This window comes from Mucilaginibacter celer (assembly GCF_003576455.2).
GTDB classification, from domain to species: Bacteria; Bacteroidota; Bacteroidia; order Sphingobacteriales; family Sphingobacteriaceae; genus Mucilaginibacter; species Mucilaginibacter celer.
Window position 1 is genome coordinate 147,909 of record NZ_CP032869.1, and the last position, 22,550, is coordinate 170,458.

Genomic DNA, 22,550 nt, shown 5'->3' on the forward strand with positions numbered 1-22,550 from the left:
ATCCCGGATATAACTACATCCGGGATTTGCTTTTTGATAACGTAGTTTTTGCCCGCTATATACTATCTGCAAAACATCGATTACCGCTACAAGCCGCGGGGCTGGCTTAGTAATATTAACAACGCTCAACTTAACGAGCTACACCGGCAAAAACAACAGCGTCCTAAACCCTCCCGCACTTTTTTATCAAATTTTTCAACCCCACTTATGGAATCCCACCTCCCCCTGCATCTTACATAAAACGAGCGATTATGAAAAGACTGATTTCCTTTCCCCTTTTTGCATTGATGGCGGCTGTACTCATGGTACAGCCTGCCTTAGCCCAAAGTCCGCAGCTTACTGTTGATGGTAAAAGCAACAACGGCGTAAAGCTGCAGCAGTTAAAAATTGATGTGGCTATTTATGGTAACGTAAGCCGCACCACCTGGCAAATGACCTTTGTAAACACCACCCCGCGTATTTTAGAAGGTACATTAACCTTTCCGCTAAAGGATGGCATAAGTGTAAGCCGCTACGCGCTGGATATAAACGGAAAAATGCGCGAAGCCGTACCGGTAGACAGGGGCAAGGGCACCGTAACCTTCGAGGCTATTGAACGCCGCCGCGTTGATCCCGGTTTGCTGGAGAAAGTAGAAGGCAATGCATTCCGCACCCGTATTTATCCTATCAATCCTAACAGTACCCGCACCGTAATTATTGGTTACGAAGAGGAGATCCATTTAGGCGATAAAGGAAACCTGAAATTTAGCCTGCCCTTAAATGTGAAGGATACGGTGGAGAAATTTTTGTTGAATGCCTCGGTTATTCAAAGTGCCGATGCCCCTGTAGCTGAAGGGGAGGGGGATGCTTTACATTTCGATAATCACCACAATACGTATTCGGCCTCACTGGCTAAAAGCAGCTATATGCCCAATCATCCCTTATCATTTCTGATCCCTAAGCCAACTGATGCCGGCGAGGTAATGATCCAGGCGCAGGGCAATAAATACTATTATTTTATCAATACCCAATTGCAGGCGAAGGCCATTGGCAAACCCATGCCGCACCGCATAGGGCTGTTGTGGGATGCCTCGTTAAGTGGTGCCAACCGCGATATTAAAAAAGACCTGGCCCTGCTTGATGCTTACTTAAAAAAGGTGAACAATGCCGATGTGGTGCTCACAACCTTTAGCAATACCATTTTAAATACAAAAACCTATACGGTTAATAACGGCAACTGGTCTGATTTAAGGAATGTGCTCGAACATATTACTTATGACGGCGCTACCAACCTGGGTAATATTAACCTGAACCCATATAATGCCGACGAGTTTTTGCTGATGAGCGACGGCCACCAAACTTTTGGCGAAAAAACATTAAAGTTGATCAATAAACCCGTTTATTGCATCAATTCATCAGCCGTGGCCGATTACAGCAACCTGAAGCTCATCGCCCTCAAAACCCACGGCGAAATGATTGATCTGGGTGCCGATGATACCGATAAAGCCCTCGTTAAGCTTACCACCCGTCCCCTGCATTTTATAGGCATTAAGGCTGAAGCCGGTGTTGAGGAAAATTACCCGTCGTTGCCGGTGGCTGTGGGCAATACCTTTTCGGTGGCAGGCATTACCCGTAATCCTAATCAAACGCTTACCCTGCAATACGGTTATGATAACAAAGTGAGCCTTGAAAAACAGGTAACGCTTGATTTGGCCGCCAACGCTGTTGAAGGTGTGGATGTTGCCAAACTTTGGGGGCAGAAAAAGATCAGCGAGCTGGATATCAATTACGAGGCCAACCGCCAGGAGATAGAATCGTTAGGTAAGCGTTTTGGCATCGTTACCCGCAACACCTCACTCATCGTATTAGAAAACATCGACGATTATATCCGGTACGAAATTGAACCTCCTGCCGAATTACAGGAGCAATACAATGCCATTATGAAACAACGCGGCCCGGTTGAAAAACCTCAGCGCGAAAACCTCAGCACCTCAATCGCGATGCAAACGCAGCTTGGGCAATGGTGGGATAAAGAAACCGAAGTTAAAGAGCAACCTAAACCACAACCCCAGGTTCAGCCCGACGCCAATAGAAAAGCCCGAAACCGCAGAACAAAAACAAATGGGCAGGAGCCACCCGCAGTGGCCGAAATGCAGGTAAGGGGTAGTGCTAACGCTAATGTGGCTGATAGAGTGGCCGAACCTGCCGCGCCAACCGGAAACCAGCTTGCCGAGGTTGTGGTAGTTGGTTACGGTGTACAAAGAAAAGTATCTGTAACCGGTTCGGTAACTACCATTAGCCCTGCATCGGTTGACAATGCATTGGCAGGCCGGGTGGCAGGTGTCACAGCAACTCCTTCGCAGGGCGCAACAGGAGCTAATAGCCAGGTGAATGTGCGCGGTGTTAACAGCATAACAGGTGCCCCGCCTTTATATATTGTGGATGGCGTGGCCGTAAGTAATATTAATAGTATCAACCCAAATAATGTTGCCTCAATAAACATTTTGAAGGATGCAAGCGCCACGGCATTGTACGGTGCAAGGGCTGCTAACGGTGTAGTGGTGATCAATACCAATGGCAGCAGGCGCGCTGTGGCGGATACGGTTGCAAATAGCAGCCCGGTGCAAAATGGTGGCATTAATGTTGCCTATAACCCTGTAACTGCCGATTATTTAAAAATCATTCAAAAAACAGCCAAAGCCGCACAGTATCAAAAATATATTGAGCTCCGCACATCGTTTAGCAGCAATCCGGTTTACTATTTTGATGTGGCCGATTATTTTATAAAAACCGGTAATGCCGAACTGGGCAGGCGCATCCTGAGCAACCTGGCCGAACTTGACCTGGGCAGCTACGAACTATACAAAATGCTGGGCTATAAATTAAAACAACTGGGCGATGTAGATGGCGAACTGTTTGCCTTTAAAAAAGTAACCGAACTGCGCCCGCTCGATCCGCAAAGCTTCCGCGATTATGGTTGGGCCCTGGAAGATGCCGGCCAGCATCAAAAAGCGCTTGATGTATTGTATACGGCCATGACCAAAAGCTATAACCCTGATGCCGACGGTTTGTACAAAGGCATCGAGGAAGTGTTTTTACCAGAAATAAACCGCATTATTGCCCTTAATAAAGGCAAGCTGAACCTAACCGGCATTGATAAAAAGCTGATTAAGGCCATGCCGGTTGATGTGCGGATAGTGATGGACTGGAACATGAACAATACTGATATTGACCTTTGGGTAACCGACCCCAATAACGAAAAATGTTTTTACAGCCATAACCGCACCGAAATTGGCGGCCGCATCTCGCGCGATATGACGCAGGGTTTAGGTCCTGAGCAGTTCTTGCTGAAAAAAGCAATTCCCGGTACTTATAAAATAGAGATCAATTACTATGGAGACAGGCAGGCTACCATTGCCGGCCCAACCACCATTATGGCCGAAATGTTTACCCACTACGGCACCCCGCAGGAAAAGAAGGAGATTATTGTGCTGCAAATGAAAAAAGATGCAAACGGCGCGGTATACATCGGCGATCTGGATTTTAAGCCGGAAGGGAAGGAAGTGGCTGCAAGGTAAACGGCAATAATTAACTTTATATCGGATTGATGTATTTGTCTCGTCCTGAAAAAAATTAAAATGAAGAAAGTATTAATCATTTTTATTTTACTCGGTGTTTCAATGTGCAGTGTTTATGCTCAAACTAAAACGATTAAGGGAAGGGTAATATCTGAGTTTTTCGAAACCACGCCATTTGCGTTAATTATGATTAACGACACAGTTAAAGTTGGCAAAACAGATTTGGATGGCTTTTTTCAAGTTGAAATCCCTGTTGGGGTAAAAAAAATATCATTTTGGTATCTTGGTTTCGAGCCGGCAATAATAGCGCTTACAGATAAATGTGACGAGGCAGAGGTTGTAATGATAGCAAGCTTCACTTATGATTTTATGACACCCAAAAGGGTTGATAAACTCCGGATGAAAAGGTACAAAAAACTCCCCCAATTGCATAAGGAAGCACTTGCGAAAGGTTTATTTAAAACAGATACGGCTTGTTATACACAAGAGTTTAGGCCGTTTTACAAAAAGAAATAGCATTGATTTAACCGACTATCGGTAAACTCTGCTGTCCGTAGACTTTGTCTACGGATACCGTATGCCTGTAGTTTGCAACTACAGGCATACGGTATTAAAGTATCGCACTACATTCAGTTGATGTTGTAAAATCCACGTATAACTAACTCGAAGCCAGACACCCGACCAACGGGTGAACTATTCTATTTCCCTTAAAACATCAACACTTATCCAATAAGTTTTCCTCCCTTTTTTAACAGCTTTGCAGCAACTCTTTATATAAGCCACAATATCATTATAATACCTTTTTAAATTTTCGGTTGCTGCAAACTCCCCGTTACCATCAACATGGATAAATTTTGAGTATATATCTATTTCAGATCTTTTATAAGGAATAACCGATTCCGCTGTAAAACCCCGGTAGAATGAGAAATCGATGTAAGGACCTCCTTTACGTTGATTTACCGCATACGCGGGCTGTTCAATAAATCTGTTCATACTTAAGCTGAGATTTTCGAAAGAATACGCTTCTGCAATTAAAAAAAAGTGAGTGCTTAGCGTTTGCCGGTATTGAAGAAATTCCTCGCTGTCGGCTATCGTTTTAAACATTTCCGTGTCGAAAAAAATATCCGGGATGAAACTACCGCCCTTCTGCTGTATAAAGTTAAATAGCCGCTCTGTATCCTGATCATTAAAATAAAACTCCATTGTACCGTTATTTTTTGGGGATCCCCTTTTTACCGCCAATATCCGGAACATTCCGCTTTATCAACTTAAATTACCCCAGATTTTACAAATCTCATTACCAAAGTAACATCATACTGTTAAGCTTCATAATAAAAACCTATATTTGGTTTTACAGATTTAAACTAAACATTAAGCCACCATGATGTTTGTATAAGTGTTATACAGTATCAAAAGGTATAAAAACACCATGGCCTATAACGAACTATACATTGATAACGATGCCGAACTGCTGTCGCTTTTAAGCGGGGGCGATAAAGGGGCATTTGATGCCTTGTATAACAAGTACTGGAAACAGGTTTATAACGCGGCCTATAAAAGGCTTAACGATGCCGAGCGGGCGCAGGATATAGCCCAGGATGTATTTGTACAACTGTGGACGAGGGAATCAAAATCGACCATCGAAAACCTGCCTGCCTATTTAATGGTGGCCGCCCGCAACGGCGTGTTTAAATACATGGAAAAGGAATCGAGGTATGCCCAGCTACCCGATACTGCCCACGAAATTGAAAGTCCCCTTGGCCGGGCCGATGCCAATGTATTGCATGATGAGTTTTTGAAGGCTTTTAATGATTTGATAGAAACGCTGCCTCCGCAGCAACGCCTTATATTCAATTTACGCTTCAACGAAGGCCTCTCGAGCCAGGAAATAGCCGATCAGCTGCAAATTTCGCCCAAAACTGTGCGTAACCAAATGGGCAAAGCACTTGCTACCCTCCGCAGGTCGCTGTTTTTACTTCATGTGCTGCTTTATTTCTATCAAAAAGGTTGGTAAAACGATTTTTCAGTTATTTTATGTGGGATATTTTTATCTTAAGCGGTATTTTGTTGCCAAATTTTTAGCTATGTGATCTTAAGAATATGTTTTTATTAAAAAAATGTAAAAATATTTTTAAATCGCGTGGGCTATTTTCATTTTGGCCACTCATGTATATATAAAGGCAGCAAATGGACGAGGCGAATAAAGCATATTTTGTACAGATACTAAAAAAATACAGGCTTGGTGAAGCTACGAACGAGGAAATTAAATTTCTCGAATCGTACTACAACCTGTTTGATTTAAATGATGATTTAATTACCGATGACAACGACGCCGATTATTTGCACCTGAAAAACGCGATAAAGGCCAACATCGATCAAAAAATAGCGCAATACGAAAAAAAGCCGCTTACTATGCCATCAAAGTATGGCTGGGCAAAATACGCGGTAGCGGCCTCAATACTTTTATTTGCTGCTGTGGGTACTTACTTTTTTACCCGCAATAACCATAAGGCTGATAAACTTATAGCTAATAATTACAAAAGCATAAAACCGGGCAGCAATAAGGCTACCCTCACCCTGGCGGGGGGCAAAACTATCACGCTTGATGATTCGGTTAGCGGGCAAATCGCGCGGCAGGCCGGCGTTATTATTACCAAATACGCCAACGGACAAATTGTTTACAAAACCGCCGAGCCATCGGGCGAGGTGTTTCAAAACACAATAACCACACCCAACGGCGGCCAGTACAGGGTGATCCTGCCCGATGGTACCAATGTTTGGCTCAACGCGGCATCGTCATTAACCTATCCAACAGCTTTTAAAGGTACCGGGCGTTTGGTTACGCTTACCGGCGAGGGTTATTTTGAGGTGGTTAAAAATAAAGCAATGCCTTTCAGGGTGCACTCGGCCGGGCAAACGGTTGAGGTATTGGGCACCCACTTCAATATCAATGCCTATGCCGATGAAGCGCTTGTTAAAACAACGCTGCTGGAAGGTTCGGTAAAAGTGAGTTCGGCGGCTAATTCGGCAGTGATTGTTCCGGGGCAGCAGGCCCAGCTGGCAGCTGGTGGGGCAGGAGCTATCCGCCTACAGCAGGTAGATACCGAAAAAGAGGTAGCCTGGAAAAACGGCGTATTTTCATTTGCAGATGAGGATCTCCGTACGGTAATGAGGCAAATCAGCCGGTGGTATGATATCGATGTGGTTTACGAAGGAAAGATCCCCGATGAAAAATTTTTCGGCGAAATCTCGCGCGGCAGCAACCTTGCCGATGTATTTAAGATCCTCGAGCTGAACAACATAAAGTTTGAGGTTGATGGCAAAATAGTAAAGGTATCCTACAGTAAATAACAGTTCTGAAAAGAAAATATCCGTCCCTAAACTTTATAAAAATCGAAAACTAAACTAACAAACTGAATGCTCACAACTAAAAGAAATTACATGGAGAAACGAATACGCTAAATCTCAGATAACCCCCTAATTAAAGACAAAAAAAACCGGAAGCCTCTCACCGCTTCCGGTTGCAAAAAGGTCGCGCAGCACAAGAAGTTCAAGGCCTGGGCTGCATTTTATTAACCCAATCTTATTCAAAAATATGAAATTAACTTTTCTTTACAACGCCGTATGCGCAATACGGGGGGTAAAGTACAAAATCTTATTAGTATTGAAACTCACCACTATACTGTTACTTGTGGGCGCGTTACACTTATCCGCTGCAAGTTATTCGCAAACGGTGACATTATCCGGTAAAAACAAAAGTGTGCAATCTGTTTTTACGGACATTAAGCGTCAAACCGGCTATTTGTTTTTTTATAGCGATAAGGTAAACTTAAAAGGCAAAACAATTGATGCGGATTTTCATAATACGCAGCTTGTTGATGCGCTTACCGCCTGCCTTAAAAATTTTGACCTGAGTTTTACTATTGTAGGTAAAACCATCGTGATTCAAAATAAAATTCCCGAGCCGGAACCTGCCCCGGTTATTGCCGCAAACAAAATACCCGTGAGCGGCCGGGTAGTGGATTCGGTAAGTAAAACCACCATGCCCGGTGTAAATATCGCTATTAAAGGGAGTAAAGGAGTAATAGGCCAGACTAACGAAAAAGGCGAATTTAACGTGCAGGCCGATGCAGGGCAAACCTTGGTATTCTCGTTTATCGGCTACAAATCTGCAGAAGTTAAAGTTGTGCCAGGGCAATCGATTGTAGTTAAGCTTTTACCGGATATTAATAACATAAAAGATATTGTAGTTACCGGTTACCAGGTTATCAAAAAGGATAATTATACCGGCAACGCCATCTCGGTAAGCGGTGCCGACCTGAAACGTAATAATCCACAAAACGTAATCAAAGCTATTGCTTCTTTTGATCCGTCATTTAAGGTGCTTGATAATAACTTTGCAGGATCCGATCCTAACAAGCTGCCCAAGATAAATGTAAGGGGAGCCACGGCAATTCCATCAATAAACGATGACATACTTGATCGTAACAACCTTTCAAGCAATTACAACCTGCCCGCATTCATACTGGATGGTTTTGAGGTTTCGCTTCAAAAAGTAGTAGACCTGGACATCAACCGTATCGAATCGGTTACCTTATTAAAAGATGGTGCTGCTACGGCAGTTTACGGTTCAAGGGCTGCCAATGGTGTAATGGTTATTACCACTAAGGCCCCTGTTGCCGGAAAGTTGCAGTTATCATATAACTATGAACTTACTTTTAACGGACCGGATTTATCTGATTATCATGTGCTTAATGCCAAACAAAAAGTAGATTACGAGCGGCTTGTAGGCTTATACAGTACACAAACCCCTACCAGCGGCGATACCAAACAGGACGAGCTTGACGCCCAGTTGTTTACGCGCCTGAAAAACGTGGCCAGCGGCGTAAATACTTATTGGTTATCGCAGCCGTTAAGAAATGCTTACCAGCAAAAGCATTCGGTTTACGTGCAGGGCGGCGACCAATCTTTCAGGTATGGTCTTGATATGCGTTATCAGACACAGCCCGGTGTTATGAAAGGCTCAGACAATACACGATATAGCGGCGGGGTTAACTTTACCTACAACCCAAGTTCGAAACTCATCATCAGGAATGATTTAACCATTACACAGGTTAACCAGGTTAACTCACCTTATGGCAATTTTGCAACATATGTAAATGCCAATCCTTACTTCCCCATCAGGGATAGTACAGGCAGGTTGGTACAGGAACTTGCCAACTGGCGTATAAACACCTTCCGCAAAGGATCAGATCAGTACATCACCGAAAATATTTTTAACCCGTTGTATGAAGCCAGCCTCAGCAATTTTGATAAATCTGCTTATACAGAGATCTTAGAGTCGTTATCGGCTGATTACAAGCTCTCAAAAGGTTTAAGATTGAGGGCATTAATGAGTGTGAACAAAAATAACAGTACCTCAGATCATTATGTGTCGCCGTTAAGCAGCGCTTTTTATAATACCGCAGCTGATAAATTAAATAACAGGGGTAGTTATGATTATGGAAATAATGGCAGCCTTCGTTTGGATGGAAACGTAACCATCAATTATAACAAAATGCTGGGCGATCACTATTTCAACCTTGTTTTAGGTGCCAACATTTTAGCGTCGAAAACGGATGTTAAATCGTTCTCGGCCCAGGGTTTCGCAAACGACAGGTTTACCAACATAGGCTTTGCACGTATTTATAAAGAAAACTCGGGACCTTTTGGTGATATTACCAAATCAAGAACTGCCGGTGCATTCTTTTCGGGTAACTACGCATTCCAGAATAAGTATCTTTTAGATGCATCTGTAAGGGTTGACGGTTCATCGGCTTTCGGTGCCGATAGGCGTTATGCCCCTTTTGGTTCCTTAGGTATTGGCTGGAACATTCACAAAGAAAATTTCCTGCAAGGCTCAAAAGTAATAAGCCAATTGCGCCTTAAAGGGAGCATAGCTACCCTGGGCTCTATCGGTTTTCCTGCTTACCAGTCACGCTCAATTTACTTGTACGATACCCAGCACTGGTATTCAACAGGTATCGGCGCCACCATATTGGGTTATGGAAACAGCAACCTGGAGTGGCAAAAAACCCGTACGACAGATGTTGGTATGGACATCGGTTTATTTAAGGACAGGATAGTTATATCGCCCCGTTACTATTACAAACTTACCAAAGGGCTTATTACCGACATTAACCTCGCCCCATCAACAGGTTTTACTACCTACAAAGATAACCTCGGCGATATGTCGAACAGGGGTTATGAGCTTTACCTTGTAGCCCAGGTTTTCCATACAACAGATTGGAACATAAACGTTACTGGCAACCTTGCCCATAACGATAACAAAATAATCAGTATCTCCAATTCGCTTAAAGCGTTTAATAATAATATAGACAACTTCCAAACCAATACTGATAATAACGCATTTTCAACACCGCTTACCAGGTATGTTGAGGGGAAATCGCTTACTACCATTTATGCTGTAAAATCATTAGGTATCGATCCTCAGAATGGTAAAGAACTGTTAGTGAAAAAAGATGGTACCCTAACCTACGACTGGAATGTTAAGGATGTACAGGACGTAGGTAATACCGCGCCAAAGGCCGAAGGTTTTTTTGGTACTTCGGTTTCGTACAAAAGGTTTTTGATGAGCGTTAGTTTTCATTACCGTTTTGGCGGCCAGGCCTTCAATCAAACGCTTATTGACAGGGTTGAAAATGCCGACCCGCGCTTTAATGTTGACAGCCGGGTACTTGAACAAAGGTGGAAAAAACCGGGCGACCATACATTTTTCAAAAATATTACCGATCTCACTGATACCTACGTTTCATCGAGGTTTGTACAAAAAGATAACCTGATTGAGTTGCAGTCGTTATACCTGTCGTATGATTTTAAACTGGCGGCTATTCGTCGTCTGGGGCTTCAAAACCTGAGGCTCGCGGCTACTGCAAATGATATTTTCAGGGCTTCAACTATCCAGGCAGAGCGGGGTATTAATTATCCGTTCGCCCGCAGCTTAACATTTTCATTATTAGGTTCATTTTAATAAAAAACCATGAAAAAATATTTAATTTTTATAATTCCATTACTTGTTTTTACATCATGCAGGAAGTTTTTGGATGTGCAGCCGGAATCTGATGTAGATAAGGAGCAGCTTTTTCAAACTGAAGCCGGATTTCAGGAGGCATTAAACGGGGTTTATGCAAGGTGCACCAAAGCAGATTTGTATGCAGGAAACCTTACGTTTAGCAACCTTGATATTATGGCGCAAAACTATTCGTTTTCTAATACCGATTTCCAAAAAATCGCCTCGTTTCAATACAGTCAAAGCATTTTAAAAGACAAGAACAGCCAGATCTGGTCGTCTGTTTATAATGCTATCGGCAACTGCAACCAAATACTGCAGGTTATAGATAAGCAAAAGGCAATATTTTCAGGAAATAACTATGCCATCATCAAAGGTGAAGCACTGGCGTTGCGCGCGTATCTTCATTTCGATCTGTTACGTATGTTTGCCCCATCATACAAGTACAGCCCCGATAGTAAGGGCATTCCTTATGTAACTAATGTTAGCATTAAAAGCACGCCCTTTTCATCAGTAGGTGATGTAATTAATTACGCTATTATTGATTTGCGTAACGCACGTACCTTACTAAGTAACACAGATCCTATTATTTCGGCAGCTTATGTTGTTGGTTATCCGAACAAAAAATATCCCGATAATTTTACAGGCATAAAGCAAACCGAAACTACAAGCAATACCCTGTTTTTACAAAACCGCAGGCACAGGCTAAACTACTACGCGGTGTGCGGTGAACTTGCAAGGGTTTACCTGTACAAAAACGACTATCAGAATGCGCTTTCGAACGCGAATGATGTAATAACAGCCAACAAGTTTCCGTGGACACAAAAAGAAGATGCTTTTAACAACGATGTTACGCAGAAAGACCGGATTTTTTACAATGAACTGGTGTTTGGATGGTATGCGCCTTACGCCAATGATAATGATGCGCTCGTAAGCTTATTTAGCAGAGCAAATACGGCAGACTACCAGCCAACCCCGGCACAGTTAGATAACATATATGAAAAAAGCACCGTTGGTGCCGAAGACTGGCGCTACAGGCAATGGTTTTATACAGCTACCGATGTAACACCAAACCGTAGTTACCTGATTAAGTACCTGGTTAACAGCTCGCCTCAGGTAAATCTGCACCCGCTTATGGCACCTGCTTTTCGTTTAACGGAGGCCTATTACATAGCCGCCGAAGCGAGTTACGATAGTAACCCGATGAAAGCTATTGAGTACTTAAATACTGTGCGCACGCACCGCGGTATAATTGATCTGTTGCCCGCAACTTTAGGTAAAACGGCTTTTATAAATGCGTTGGTTAAGGAAGCCCGTAAAGAGTTTTACGGCGAGAGCCAGATATTTTACATGTATAAACGGTTAAACCTTGATATAGTAGCGGCCAACGGACAGGTATATCCTGCATCTAACAGCATCTATGTGTTCCCGGTTCCGGATGATGAAAAAGCTTATAATAATTGATCTTATACCATTTATAACAATGAAAAGAAATATATTTTATGTTTTTGTGGTTGTTGCAGCACTTTTTGGCTGCAAAAAAGACCAATTGCTTACCTATGGCTCTAAGGATAATATTTATCTGAACTATAAGGATAAAGACAAAAATCAGGACACTTCGATACTCACTTACTCTTTTGCCTATAACCCCACGCTGGCCCAGGATACCATTTGGGTGCCGGTAATTATTTCGGGCCAGATATCAAAAAGCGAACGGAAGTTTACAATAAGCGTAGTTGATACTGCTACTACAGCTAAGGCCGGGCTGCATTATGAAGCGCTTAAACCAACTTACGTGATGCCTGCCGATTCTGGCACTGTAAAAATACCGGTGATTATAAAAAACAGCGACCCGGATCTTGCCAATAAATCAGTAAAGCTCACTATTCTCGTTTCGGGCGGTCAGGATTTTGGCTCTTCACTTCCTGTATTGCTCAGAAAAAGAACTATCCTGTACTCTGCCCGGTTAGAGCAGCCATCATGGTGGATTTTTTGGATGGGTAATCTCGGTAATTACAGCAGGATCAAACACCAGTTATTCCTGATTTCATCGGGTACTGTTGATCTTGTAAATCTTTCCAAACCAGATGCTTATCTTCAAATTCCGCGTTCGCTGTATTATATAGATAATGTCAGAACATTTGTGAACGACCCCTTTGCCTGGGTAGCGCGTTATCCTGAAAAGGGTTATGTACTTACCAAAAGAGCCAACGGAAGCAATGATTATGATTTTTATAGTTCTTCTTCGCCCGATAAAAAGTTTTATCTCAAGTATTACGATTTGGCAGGCAAGTACTTTTTTGTTGATGAAAATGGTCAACAGGTTATTATCAATTAAACACTTAGGTCATGAAATTTAAATCGATAGCTATATTGGCGTTCATAACAACAGTGCTTTATACTTCATGTAAAAAAGACCTGGGCAATTATGTATACTCGCCACCTTCAGAGCCGGTAGTTGCCGGCTTTAATAACGCAACATTCGCAGCGCAGATTGGCGATACGCTTACCATACAACCAAAAATTACCCTCGCAAACGCCGATCCGCTTAAGGATTTGGATTTTGAGTGGCACATAACCGTTCAGGAAGAACTTCGGGAAGCGGTTTACAAGGGTTACCCGCTTAAAATAGTTTATAATTTGGGCCCTGGCCCCCGCACCTGTAAGCTCCTCATTACCGATAAACGCAACGGGTTGTTTTATAATTTCCCCTTTAAAATAACAGGCACAACCCAGTTTTCGGTGGGCAGCCTGGTATTAAGCAATGATAACGGGCTTACCAAACTATCATTTGTAAGGCCCGATAAAACGGTATTGAGCGATATTTATAAATCGCTTAATAAAGAAGATTTGCCTATAAACCCGGTTGAACTGTATTACTCAAAACCACTGCCTTACCAGCCCAACACCAAAGAGGAATATTGGGTGTTAAGTAATGATCCTAATAAAAGTGGTGTGATACTTGATGCCAGTACATTATTGAAACGAAAAGATTTTTCGTCGCAGTTTTTCTCGCCGCCTGCCGTTATCAGCGCCGGGTATCTCGAACCGTTTTTGGGGCCTGTACAAATGGGTACAGTACCAACCGGCGTAATTAACGGCAAGTTATACGTGGGTGTTCAATCAACAGCTCCTTTTGCTGATGATTATGGCAAGTTTGCCAATGCGCAGGCCGGCGATTACAATATGTCGAAGTATTTTACACACGGCAGCTCATTTTTCATCGGGTACGATCTGAAGAAAAAAGCGTTTATCACATTTGGCTCTGATGGAACCTATTCTGGAACCAACTATAAAGTTGATACAGCAAGCACAGGTTTTGATCCTAAAAATGTTACATACGATAACCTTTTATTCATGAAGCCTGTTGAGGGCGGCGCATCTTACGCGTTCTTTAAAACGGGCACAGGTGCCGTAACCGAATTAAGTTTCAGCTACCCTTTGGGCAACGACAGAACCTTTAGAGGCCTGGGCAAACGCACATTTAAAGGCAGCGCATTAATTGACGACGACACCAAGTGGGTAGTTAACAGTTTAAATGTATTCTACTTTTCATCAAAAGGAAAAATATACCGATACAATCCTATTAATGAGGATATAAGACAGCTTGATGCAGATTTCGGCGGTAAAAAAATATCAATGATCAAGGTTAGTTTGGATGATAATACTCTTACTGTTGGCGCAAACGGGGCTGTTTATACACTTGATGTGAGTGTTTCCAAAACGGGAAACATCATCAAAACATTAAGTGGCATTCCTGGTGAACCAATTGACATAGTTACTAAATAAACAATAAACCTAACCATATGAAAAAAATGAATAACAGCCTGAAAGTTTTCATGCTGATGGCTACTGCCATGGCTTTAACAACCGCCTGTTACAAAGATAAACTGGCCGATAGCAGGGATGAACCACAGGTTAAGCCGGTTTTTCATGATTACCTGTCGCAGGATTCAGTAACCAGGGGGCCTTATACATTGATCTTCACCAACTACTCGCCCGATTTTGAAACCGAAGAGGGGAAAAAAATCAAGGAACGGATGATCGATGCCTTTTTTAAAGTATATCCCCTGGAAGCTTCCATTTATAATCCTAAAACAACGGTGAAGGTTCATTTTAACATCGATCCATCCTATACAGGTGTTGCCGAAGCAGGAAACGGCACTGTTCGTGTAAGCCCAAAATGGATGCTTGCTAACCCTGAGGATCTGGATGTGGTTACCCATGAGGTAATGCATATTGTACAGGATTATAAAGGAGGCAACCCCGGATGGCTTACTGAAGGCATTGCCGATTACGCCAGATACACCCTCGGGCTAAACAACGCCGCCGCTAACTGGCATTTACCCGACTATAGTGCAGATAAAGATTATACAGGGAGTTACGGTATAACAGCCCGTTTTTTGGTTTGGCTTGATAAGCATGTTAAAGCCGGTATTGTAAAAGGCCTGGACGCCGCCTGCCGCGATAATACGTATTCTGATCAAACCTGGAAAACATTAACTGGTAAAACAGTTGATGAACTTTGGGAAGCTTATAGTAAGAACCCGGCGCTCTAAAAATAAATAGCCGGAGTGGTTCGCCATTCCGGCTATAATAAGACATGTAATATTAATAGCCGCAGAAAACGAAAAAAGTGAGGGTGATTTTGATATCTGCAGCTACGGTTATGATGGACCGGACATAAAGGCATTTTTTTTTCAATATAATTAACTAAACGTACGCTCCGATTAGCATATCAATTTTTGTAGCCGGTTTTATTGCCATAATTGTAAGCAGGTTAGGCTGTTGCTTTTAACGTAACCCGGCAAAATATAATTTAACAATATCAAATAATTAACATGCTAAAGACATACGGAGCCGGCAGCATCCTTTGCGGATAGGGGTGTTGCCAATGGTTCCGTAAGGCGCAATAAAAAGCTTTTTATGACAAAAAATGAATTAACCAGGTACATCATCGGCGGCATCGTGATCTCGTCGTTTTCGTTTTTTTACGGCAAATGCCTTAATAAGCCCGATGTAGCACCCATCCGGCAAACGGGTAAACCGCCGGCTTACTGGCAGGAGCACTGGTTTGAACATAACCAGGTGGTATCGTTGGTTTATGAGGATAAAAACGTTGCCGTTTATTACGATAAGGGGATGGATAAATCGGTTACATGGCCTTACAAAACCATGTCGGATGCCTGGGGCTATGTAAAAAACACTTACGGTAGCTTCGGCGATTCGACAAGGTTGTACACCATTTTTCACCAGGGCATTTACGGCGGCGGCCATCCCGCTTCGTACTTTGATGATAGTCATGATTACCGAAATACCATTGATTGCGGCCTCGATGGCTGGGAAAAACCAACCGGCCAGGAAATAGGCATGCCCATTCATGAAATGGGGCATATTGTAAGCGGTGCCAGTCACGGTGTAAAAGGTTCACCATCGGATGTGCTTTGGGGCGACAGTAAGTTTATGGAGATTTTCAACTACGATGTATTGCTGCATATCGGTCGCGAAGATGAGGCAAAGCGGGTTTACGACCAGATGCAGGGCCAGTATGATGATTTTCCGCGGGCCAAAACGCAGTGGTTTAAAAACTGGTTTTATCCCATTTACAGCAGTTACGGTAAAGCAGCGGTGCTTGATAAATACTTTGCTTTGCTGGCGGCAAACTTCCCGCAAAAAAAAGATCCGCACGGGCATGAATATACCCGTGATATGAACTGGGGCGAATTTGTGCATTTCTGGAGCGGGGCTGCAGGTGTAAACCTTAAGCAGCAAGCTACCCAGGCCTTCGGCTGGACAGAGGAGTGGGAAACCCAGTTTAAACAGGCGCAAAAGGATTTTCCGAAGGTGAAGTATAAATAGACAAGCGGATGTCACTTTTAGCTTTAACTCCGGCGTTAGTACCATAGCTGATAAAAAAGCGGGGAGAGAGCGATTCCCTCCCCTGGGAGCATAGCCTTCAATTTGGCAAAAAGCGGTGGGTTTGTGCGATTCCCCTCTCGAGAGGGGTGGAGGGGTGTGTTATTCTGCGCGAGGTTTATCGCTCGTATAACACACCCCTGCTCTCGCTCTTTCCCATCGCGCCCCCTCTCAAGAGGGGAACTTAAAGCCATTTGCTGCCCGGATCTTTAAGTTGGCAGCCCCCTCCCGGGGAGGGAATAAAAAACGTTCCGAACACCCATGGTGGCCGGAGAAACCTGCACTATTGAAACAAAGTTAATATTGATTTAAAATAACCTATACACAACAAATCATCGGCAATAACCGACACGGTAAACAGCTAAATGTCAAACTTGCCAAACTTTTTAATTAAAAAGATATGAAAAAGATAGTTTCAGCCCTGCTGCTTTTCCTTGTGTTTAGTATGGCTTCATCTGCAAAGGTTACAAAAGCCGGATCAGGCAAAATTAGCCTCAGGGTTTTGTACGTGGGCTACGATCCCCCAAAACCGAAACCAGCAAAAATAACCTACTACAGTACCGCTACACCGGCTATCGACGAAGCCTGGAAAACCCGTATGGCCGATTTTAAGGCATTTTTGGAAACGCGGTTTGATAAGGTAGAAGTGGTGGACGTGCGGGATTATAATGCATCAATGTCTGATAAGGTAGATGTAACCATTGCCGATGCCGGTCCGATAAACCTTCCGGCAAATTTTAACCGTCCTATTATTTTAATGCACCAGCTGGCACCAGATGTAGGTTTGCCTATCGGTTTAAAGTTTGACTGGTATTGCCAGTGCCTGGAAGACGATGCGCTGAACATTAAAACCAGTCACCCGATATTTAACACGCCAATAAAGGTTAATTTAACATTGGTAACAAGGCCTACGCCCGGATCTTTTTTTAACGGTTACCAGGCTGCAACCACGCCAAAAGAAATGCCGATGTGGAAGGTGATTAAGGAAGATGCATCTGCAAAAGATAAGTATATCATAGGTATGGTAGCCCATGGCGAGGGTTTTAACGATTCGCCGGATGCGGAAGCTATAAGCGGCGGCGTTTGTTTAAAAAATGCTGAGGCGGTAGCGCTTGGCAGGCATGGCAATTATTTTATGTGGGGATTTTCGGGTTCGCCCAACCACATGACGGATGAGGCCAAAGATGTTTTCGTGAACACGATTTGCTACATCAAAAAGTTCGACCGTCAGCAGCCAATCATGAAAAAGGTACAGATCGAAAACCGCGAATGGGTAAGCGAAATGATCTATCGCAGCGATAAAGCTCAGTATGAAAAAACGCTGATCTCCCGTAAGGAAGGCAATGCCCGCCTGCTTAAAATGCAACAGGAGTTGAAAGACCGCAAAGCCAAAGGAGAGGATATTGGCAGAGCTAACGAAGCCCTGCTGCATATGCCGATATCCGATGCTACAGAAAGTTTTGATGACTATCTGAAGTACTGGACCGGCAGCGGCATGTATAATATGTTTGGCACTGATGTAGAGGCCTATCATAAATACTATCGCGAAAACCTTGAATATTATTATCCGGCAGATGGCTATTCGCTACAGGTAGATGAAGATGCGAAAAAGCTGGGCATCTCCAACCGCAAGGTAGAGCTGCTTGAAAAATGTATCAGCATGCTTGAAAAAGGCGATGACGCGGCCTTAGCCCAAAGGGTACTGGAGAGATATACTACCGAAAAATTTGGCTCGGCTACTGAATGGCGTAACTGGTTAAACAAAAACAAACCAAACCTTTATTACACCGAAGCAGGCGGATTTAAATTTATGGTGAATACCTATAAAACAGAAACAGCTGCTGTTGCAGCTCCGGTATCCGGCACTGTTAAAACGACTGCCGCTACTACGGTACCCACCCGTGCCGATCCGGTAGTAGTTACCGCTACGCTGGTTGATATGCAGGGCGGAAAAAAGCAGGTAGTTGTTAATGCCGATATTTTGCAGGGCTGGCATATTTACGCTTATGTGCCTAAGGATAGCCCTTTTATTATAACCGAGCCGGTTATTGAGTTACCTAAAGGAATTAAAAACACAGCTTGGCAAAGCTCGGCCGGCGTACCGTTTACCGGCGGCGAGGGCATGTTTGTATGGGAAGACAAAGCCACATTTAAAACCGAAATAAACGCCAAATCATTAAAGCCGGGCACCACCATTAAATGCGGGCTTTACTACCAGGTATGTGATAATAACAAATGCTTCCCGCCCAAACGCAAATTGATTGAATTACAGATTTTATAGGTAATTGGTATGAAAAAAACATTTTTAATGCTGGCTACCTTAGCAGTGTTGATTGTAGCAGGGGCAAAGCCAGTGGCTGCATATACCCGCCAACAGGCGGATACGGTAGGGCAGGGCGTTGAAGTTGGTAAAGTATTACCGGCGTTCGGTTTGCAGGGCAGTAACGGTAAGCCGCTCAAATCATCGGCAGTGAAAGGGAGGGTGGTACTTATTGATTTTTGGGCATCGTGGTGTATGCCTTGCCGGGCGTCCATTCCGCATTTAAAGGAGCTTTATAAAAAGTATCAAAAAAGCGGTTTTGAGATATTGAGTGTTTCGATAGATCAAAACAGCAGGGCCTGGAAAAGCGCAATGCTGAAGGAAGCAATGCCCTGGCAACAGGCCATTGATAAGTATGAAGCGGGGAAGGACGCATCGGTAATGATGAACGCTCTGGGCATCCAATCAGTACCTTTTGCCTTATTGTTGGATGACAGCGGCAAAGTGATTGCTGTGAATCCTGCAGCGGAAGACATTGATGCGTTGCTCAAAAAAATATTTAATAGTTAAAAATAAAAAAGTGGCTCTCATTGCCACATAAAGAAGCTCTGTCGGGCATTTCCATCAGTTTTAGTTAAGTTTAATTTCGAGGGGCCGGTTTAAATACCGGCTCTTTTTTAACTTAGCGCTAAATCCTGATCCGATTTACAAATTATGAAAAACATAAAAAGTACTATTTTATTAGCCAGCGTAGGCATTGCGCTTAGCTGGTCGTTTACCGCTGCGCCAACATGGGCACAGGTAGCCAAGCCAAAAGTTGTAAAAACTACAACAGAGAAAAATTTGCCGCTTGACCCGGCTGTACGTACCGGTAAATTGCCTAACGGCTTTACCTATTACATCAGGCATAACGAAGAACCTAAAAAACGCGTTACTTTTTACCTGGCCAATAAAGTTGGCTCGGTACTGGAAGATGATACCCAGCGTGGTTTAGCTCACTTTATGGAGCACATGAGCTTTAACGGTACTAAAAACTTCCCGAAAAATGAGCTGGTAAGCTACCTGCAAAAATCGGGCGTACGCTTTGGGGCTGATTTGAACGCCTATACTTCATTTGATGAAACAGTATATCAGTTGCCATTGCCATCTGATAACCCGGACATCCTGAAAAACGGTATCCAGATTATGCGCGATTGGGCGCAGGATGCTACCCTTGATGTTACCGAAATAAACAAAGAGCGTGGTGTAGTACTGGAAGAAAAACGTTTAGGCAAAGGCGCGCAGGAACGCATGCAACGTCAATACCTGCCAACCATCCTTAACCACTCGCGCTATTCGCTGCGTTTGCCAATTGGTACTGATGAAGTGCTGAATAACTTTAAACCAGAAACCATCAAAAAGTTTTACCACGATTGGTACCGCCCCGACCTGCAGGCTTTAATTGTAGTAGGCGATATCGACGTAGATCAGATGGAGAAAACCATCAAAGCCAAATTCAGCGACCTGAAAAACCCTGCAGGCGAAAAGCCGCGTACCAAATATACCGTGCCATTGCTGGGCCAGAACCAGTTTTTAGCTGTTACCGATAAGGAAATGACTGTTACTGTAGCGCAGGTAATGATGAAGCAACCAGCAGCTAAACTGCATACCGCTGCCGATTACCGTGATAATATTGTTCGTGGATTATTTAACAGGATGACAGGTGCCCGTTACGCCGAAATTATGCGCCAGGCCAACCCGCCATATTTACAGGGTGGTGCCGAAGTAGGCGATTTTTTAGGCGGATTGGATAACTACAGCCTGTATGCCGTAGCCAAACCAGGCGAACTGGAAAACGGCTTCAAAGCCGCATGGCGCGAAACTGAGCGTATAAAACGTTTCGGTTTTACCCAAACCGAGCTTGACCGTGCCAAACAAGCCTACCTGAGCGATATGGAAGCTTCGCTTAAAGAAAAAAACAAAACCAACTCGGATAGCTATGTGAACGAATACCTGCAATACTTTTTAAAAGGGACAGCGGCACCGGGTATCAGCTACGAGTATGATCTGGTGAAGAACGATTTGCCGGGCGTAACCCTGGACGAGGTGAATGCCGTAAGCAAATCATCCATCAAAAACACCAACCGCGATTTGATGCTGCTTGCTCCTGAAAAAGATAAAGCAACTTTGCCAACAGAAGCTGTTATGAACAGTTGGATAAAAGCTGTTGAAGGCGAAGATCTCAAACCTTACAATGATGAAGTAAGCAAACAACCTTTATTGGCCAACGCTCCGGTTGCAGGTAAAATAACTGCCGAAACCAAAGATGCAGCCCTGGGTACAACAACCCTTACGTTGAGCAACGGCGTAAAAGTGGTATTGAAACCAACTGATTTTAAAGATAACGAGATCCTGTTCAGCGCTTCGTCCCCAGGCGGTACTTCGCTTTATAGTGATGCCGATTACCAGTCGGCCGCAAATGCTTCGGGCATGATCGAATCGTTTGGGTTGGGCAATTACAATCCTACACAACTGGAAAAATATTTATCAGGTAAGCAGTTAAGTGTAAGTCCATACATCAGCGAGCGCACACAAGGTGTAAGCGGTAATTCGACTCCAAAAGACCTGGAAAGTGCTTTTGAACTGATCTACGGTTATTTAACTGAACCTCGTAAAGATGCCGATTTGTTCCAGGGCATCATTACCCGTTCAAAAGCAAGCCTCGCCAACAGGGGGAATGATCCTAACGCCGTGTTCCAGGATACTTTAAGCGCAACGTTGGGCAACTACAACGTGCGCCGTACAGGGCCGAGCATCGCGAAAATTGATCAGATCAATCTGGATAGGGAGTACACCATCTACAAAGAGCGTTTTGCCGATGCGTCGGGCATGACTTTTACTTTTGTAGGTAACATCGATATTGAGAAAATTAAACCGCTTATTGAAAAATATATCGCCTCGCTGCCATCAAAAAATCTTGGTGAGAAGGCTAAAGATTTAGGCATCCATATCCCCGAAGGTAAGATCGCCAAAAACGTTTACAAAGGTTCGGAGCCGAAAGCCACCGTTGATATGGTATGGTCGGGCCCGTTTGAATACAGCGCTGCCGAGCGGATCCAGCTGGATGCTTTAAAAGAGTGCCTGGAAATCAGGTTGATTGAGCGCTTGAGGGAAGATGAAAGCGGTGTTTATTCGCCTGGCGCTTATGCTAATAACAGCAAATTCCCAACTCAACGTTACTCCATGTTCGTGTACTTTGGTTGCGATCCAAAAAATGCTGATAAATTGGTAGCCTCAACTTTAGATGAGATCAATAAGCTGAAAACCAACGGTCCGGCACAGGTAAATATTGATAAATGGCGCGCCGAAAGCATCCGCACCCGCGAAACCAGTGTACGTACCAACGGTTTCTGGCTGGGCTACATCAGCGGGCAGATCAACGATAAAGAAGACTTGCACCAGATAGATAGCTATACTAAAGATTTGAATAGCGTAACTATTGAAAGCGTAAAAGCAACTGCTCAAAAATACCTAAGCGGGAAGAATTTTATCCGTATGCAGTTATTGCCGGAGACTAAGTAACAGCCCCCTTAAATAAACAGGAACGGCCCGCATTGCGGGCCGTTCCTGTTTATTTACTACATCGAGGTCATGCCGAACTTGTTTCGGCATCCCACAGGACAGGTAGACGATTTGCTAAGCATGGCCGCTTAGCGAGTGGGATGTTGAAACAAGTTCAACATGACGGAATGGGTTCTCTCTCCCCCCC

General features: G+C 43.7%; 14 protein-coding genes. 13 read left to right on the forward strand and 1 reads right to left on the reverse strand.

Annotation, left to right across the window (positions count from 1 at the left end):
* Positions 1-251 precede the first annotated feature (251 nt).
* Together HYN43_RS00530 and HYN43_RS00535 are read left to right on the forward strand one after the other, a co-directional pair.
* Positions 252-3,557, forward strand: coding sequence for a VIT domain-containing protein (locus tag HYN43_RS00530; protein WP_119407594.1), 3,306 nt, complete (start codon positions 252-254; stop codon positions 3,555-3,557).
* 60 nt (positions 3,558-3,617) lie between these two features.
* The gene (locus HYN43_RS00535) at positions 3,618-4,073 is read left to right on the forward strand and encodes a peptidase associated/transthyretin-like domain-containing protein (RefSeq protein ID WP_119407595.1); all 456 of its coding nucleotides are present in this window, start codon (positions 3,618-3,620) and stop codon (positions 4,071-4,073) included.
* Positions 4,074-4,250: 177 nt separating this feature from the next.
* Here HYN43_RS00535 and HYN43_RS00540 read toward each other — a convergent pair whose 3' ends face one another.
* The gene (locus tag HYN43_RS00540; RefSeq protein ID WP_162996243.1) at positions 4,251-4,760 is read right to left on the reverse strand and encodes a hypothetical protein; all 510 of its coding nucleotides are present in this window, start codon (positions 4,758-4,760) and stop codon (positions 4,251-4,253) included.
* A gap of 226 nt (positions 4,761-4,986) precedes the next feature.
* Here HYN43_RS00540 and HYN43_RS00545 point away from each other — a divergent pair, with 226 nt between their 5' ends.
* The 11 genes from HYN43_RS00545 (at position 4,987) to HYN43_RS00595 (ending at position 22,363) form a co-directional block, all read left to right on the forward strand.
* Positions 4,987-5,571, forward strand: a complete 585-nt coding sequence (locus tag HYN43_RS00545) for an RNA polymerase sigma factor (RefSeq protein WP_119409198.1) — start codon at positions 4,987-4,989, stop codon at positions 5,569-5,571.
* Between the two features lie 173 nt (positions 5,572-5,744).
* Positions 5,745-6,908 carry a FecR family protein gene (locus HYN43_RS00550; RefSeq protein WP_119407597.1) on the forward strand — a complete coding sequence of 388 codons (1,164 nt, stop codon included), beginning with the start codon at positions 5,745-5,747 and terminating at the stop codon, positions 6,906-6,908.
* 244 nt (positions 6,909-7,152) lie between these two features.
* Positions 7,153-10,587 (forward strand): SusC/RagA family TonB-linked outer membrane protein, encoded by a 3,435-nt coding sequence (locus HYN43_RS00555; RefSeq protein ID WP_119407598.1) that lies wholly within the window; start codon positions 7,153-7,155, stop codon positions 10,585-10,587.
* A 9-nt stretch (positions 10,588-10,596) separates the two neighbouring features.
* Positions 10,597-12,090, forward strand: coding sequence for a RagB/SusD family nutrient uptake outer membrane protein (locus HYN43_RS00560; RefSeq protein ID WP_119407599.1), 1,494 nt, complete (start codon positions 10,597-10,599; stop codon positions 12,088-12,090).
* Between the two features lie 19 nt (positions 12,091-12,109).
* Positions 12,110-12,964: a DUF4843 domain-containing protein gene (locus HYN43_RS00565; RefSeq protein ID WP_162996244.1), complete on the forward strand. Its 855-nt coding sequence runs from the start codon at positions 12,110-12,112 to the stop codon at positions 12,962-12,964.
* A gap of 11 nt (positions 12,965-12,975) precedes the next feature.
* Positions 12,976-14,415, forward strand: a complete 1,440-nt coding sequence (locus HYN43_RS00570; protein ID WP_119407601.1) for a PKD-like family lipoprotein — start codon at positions 12,976-12,978, stop codon at positions 14,413-14,415.
* Positions 14,416-14,432: 17 nt separating this feature from the next.
* Entirely contained in the window at positions 14,433-15,185 is a 753-nt protein-coding gene (locus tag HYN43_RS00575; protein WP_119407602.1) for a basic secretory protein-like protein, read from the forward strand.
* Positions 15,186-15,552: 367 nt separating this feature from the next.
* A complete protein-coding gene (locus HYN43_RS00580) occupies positions 15,553-16,485 on the forward strand; it encodes a hypothetical protein (protein ID WP_119407603.1) in 933 nt (310 codons plus the stop codon).
* A 457-nt stretch (positions 16,486-16,942) separates the two neighbouring features.
* Entirely contained in the window at positions 16,943-18,823 is a 1,881-nt protein-coding gene (locus HYN43_RS00585; RefSeq protein ID WP_119407604.1) for a protein-disulfide reductase DsbD domain-containing protein, read from the forward strand.
* Positions 18,824-18,832: 9 nt separating this feature from the next.
* Positions 18,833-19,372 carry a TlpA family protein disulfide reductase gene (locus HYN43_RS00590; protein ID WP_119407605.1) on the forward strand — a complete coding sequence of 180 codons (540 nt, stop codon included), beginning with the start codon at positions 18,833-18,835 and terminating at the stop codon, positions 19,370-19,372.
* Positions 19,373-19,516: 144 nt separating this feature from the next.
* Positions 19,517-22,363, forward strand: coding sequence for a M16 family metallopeptidase (locus tag HYN43_RS00595; RefSeq protein ID WP_119407606.1), 2,847 nt, complete (start codon positions 19,517-19,519; stop codon positions 22,361-22,363).
* Positions 22,364-22,550 lie beyond the last annotated feature (187 nt).

Coding starts and splice junctions, on each gene's coding strand:
- HYN43_RS00530 (WP_119407594.1), top strand. CDS start 252: ATGAAAAGACTGATTTCCTTTCCCCTTTTTGCATTGATGGCGGCTGTA.
- HYN43_RS00535 (WP_119407595.1), top strand. CDS start 3,618: ATGAAGAAAGTATTAATCATTTTTATTTTACTCGGTGTTTCAATGTGC.
- HYN43_RS00540 (WP_162996243.1), bottom strand. CDS start 4,760: ATGGAGTTTTATTTTAATGATCAGGATACAGAGCGGCTATTTAACTTT.
- HYN43_RS00545 (WP_119409198.1), top strand. CDS start 4,987: ATGGCCTATAACGAACTATACATTGATAACGATGCCGAACTGCTGTCG.
- HYN43_RS00550 (WP_119407597.1), top strand. CDS start 5,745: ATGGACGAGGCGAATAAAGCATATTTTGTACAGATACTAAAAAAATAC.
- HYN43_RS00555 (WP_119407598.1), top strand. CDS start 7,153: ATGAAATTAACTTTTCTTTACAACGCCGTATGCGCAATACGGGGGGTA.
- HYN43_RS00560 (WP_119407599.1), top strand. CDS start 10,597: ATGAAAAAATATTTAATTTTTATAATTCCATTACTTGTTTTTACATCA.
- HYN43_RS00565 (WP_162996244.1), top strand. CDS start 12,110: ATGAAAAGAAATATATTTTATGTTTTTGTGGTTGTTGCAGCACTTTTT.
- HYN43_RS00570 (WP_119407601.1), top strand. CDS start 12,976: ATGAAATTTAAATCGATAGCTATATTGGCGTTCATAACAACAGTGCTT.
- HYN43_RS00575 (WP_119407602.1), top strand. CDS start 14,433: ATGAAAAAAATGAATAACAGCCTGAAAGTTTTCATGCTGATGGCTACT.
- HYN43_RS00580 (WP_119407603.1), top strand. CDS start 15,553: ATGACAAAAAATGAATTAACCAGGTACATCATCGGCGGCATCGTGATC.
- HYN43_RS00585 (WP_119407604.1), top strand. CDS start 16,943: ATGAAAAAGATAGTTTCAGCCCTGCTGCTTTTCCTTGTGTTTAGTATG.
- HYN43_RS00590 (WP_119407605.1), top strand. CDS start 18,833: ATGAAAAAAACATTTTTAATGCTGGCTACCTTAGCAGTGTTGATTGTA.
- HYN43_RS00595 (WP_119407606.1), top strand. CDS start 19,517: ATGAAAAACATAAAAAGTACTATTTTATTAGCCAGCGTAGGCATTGCG.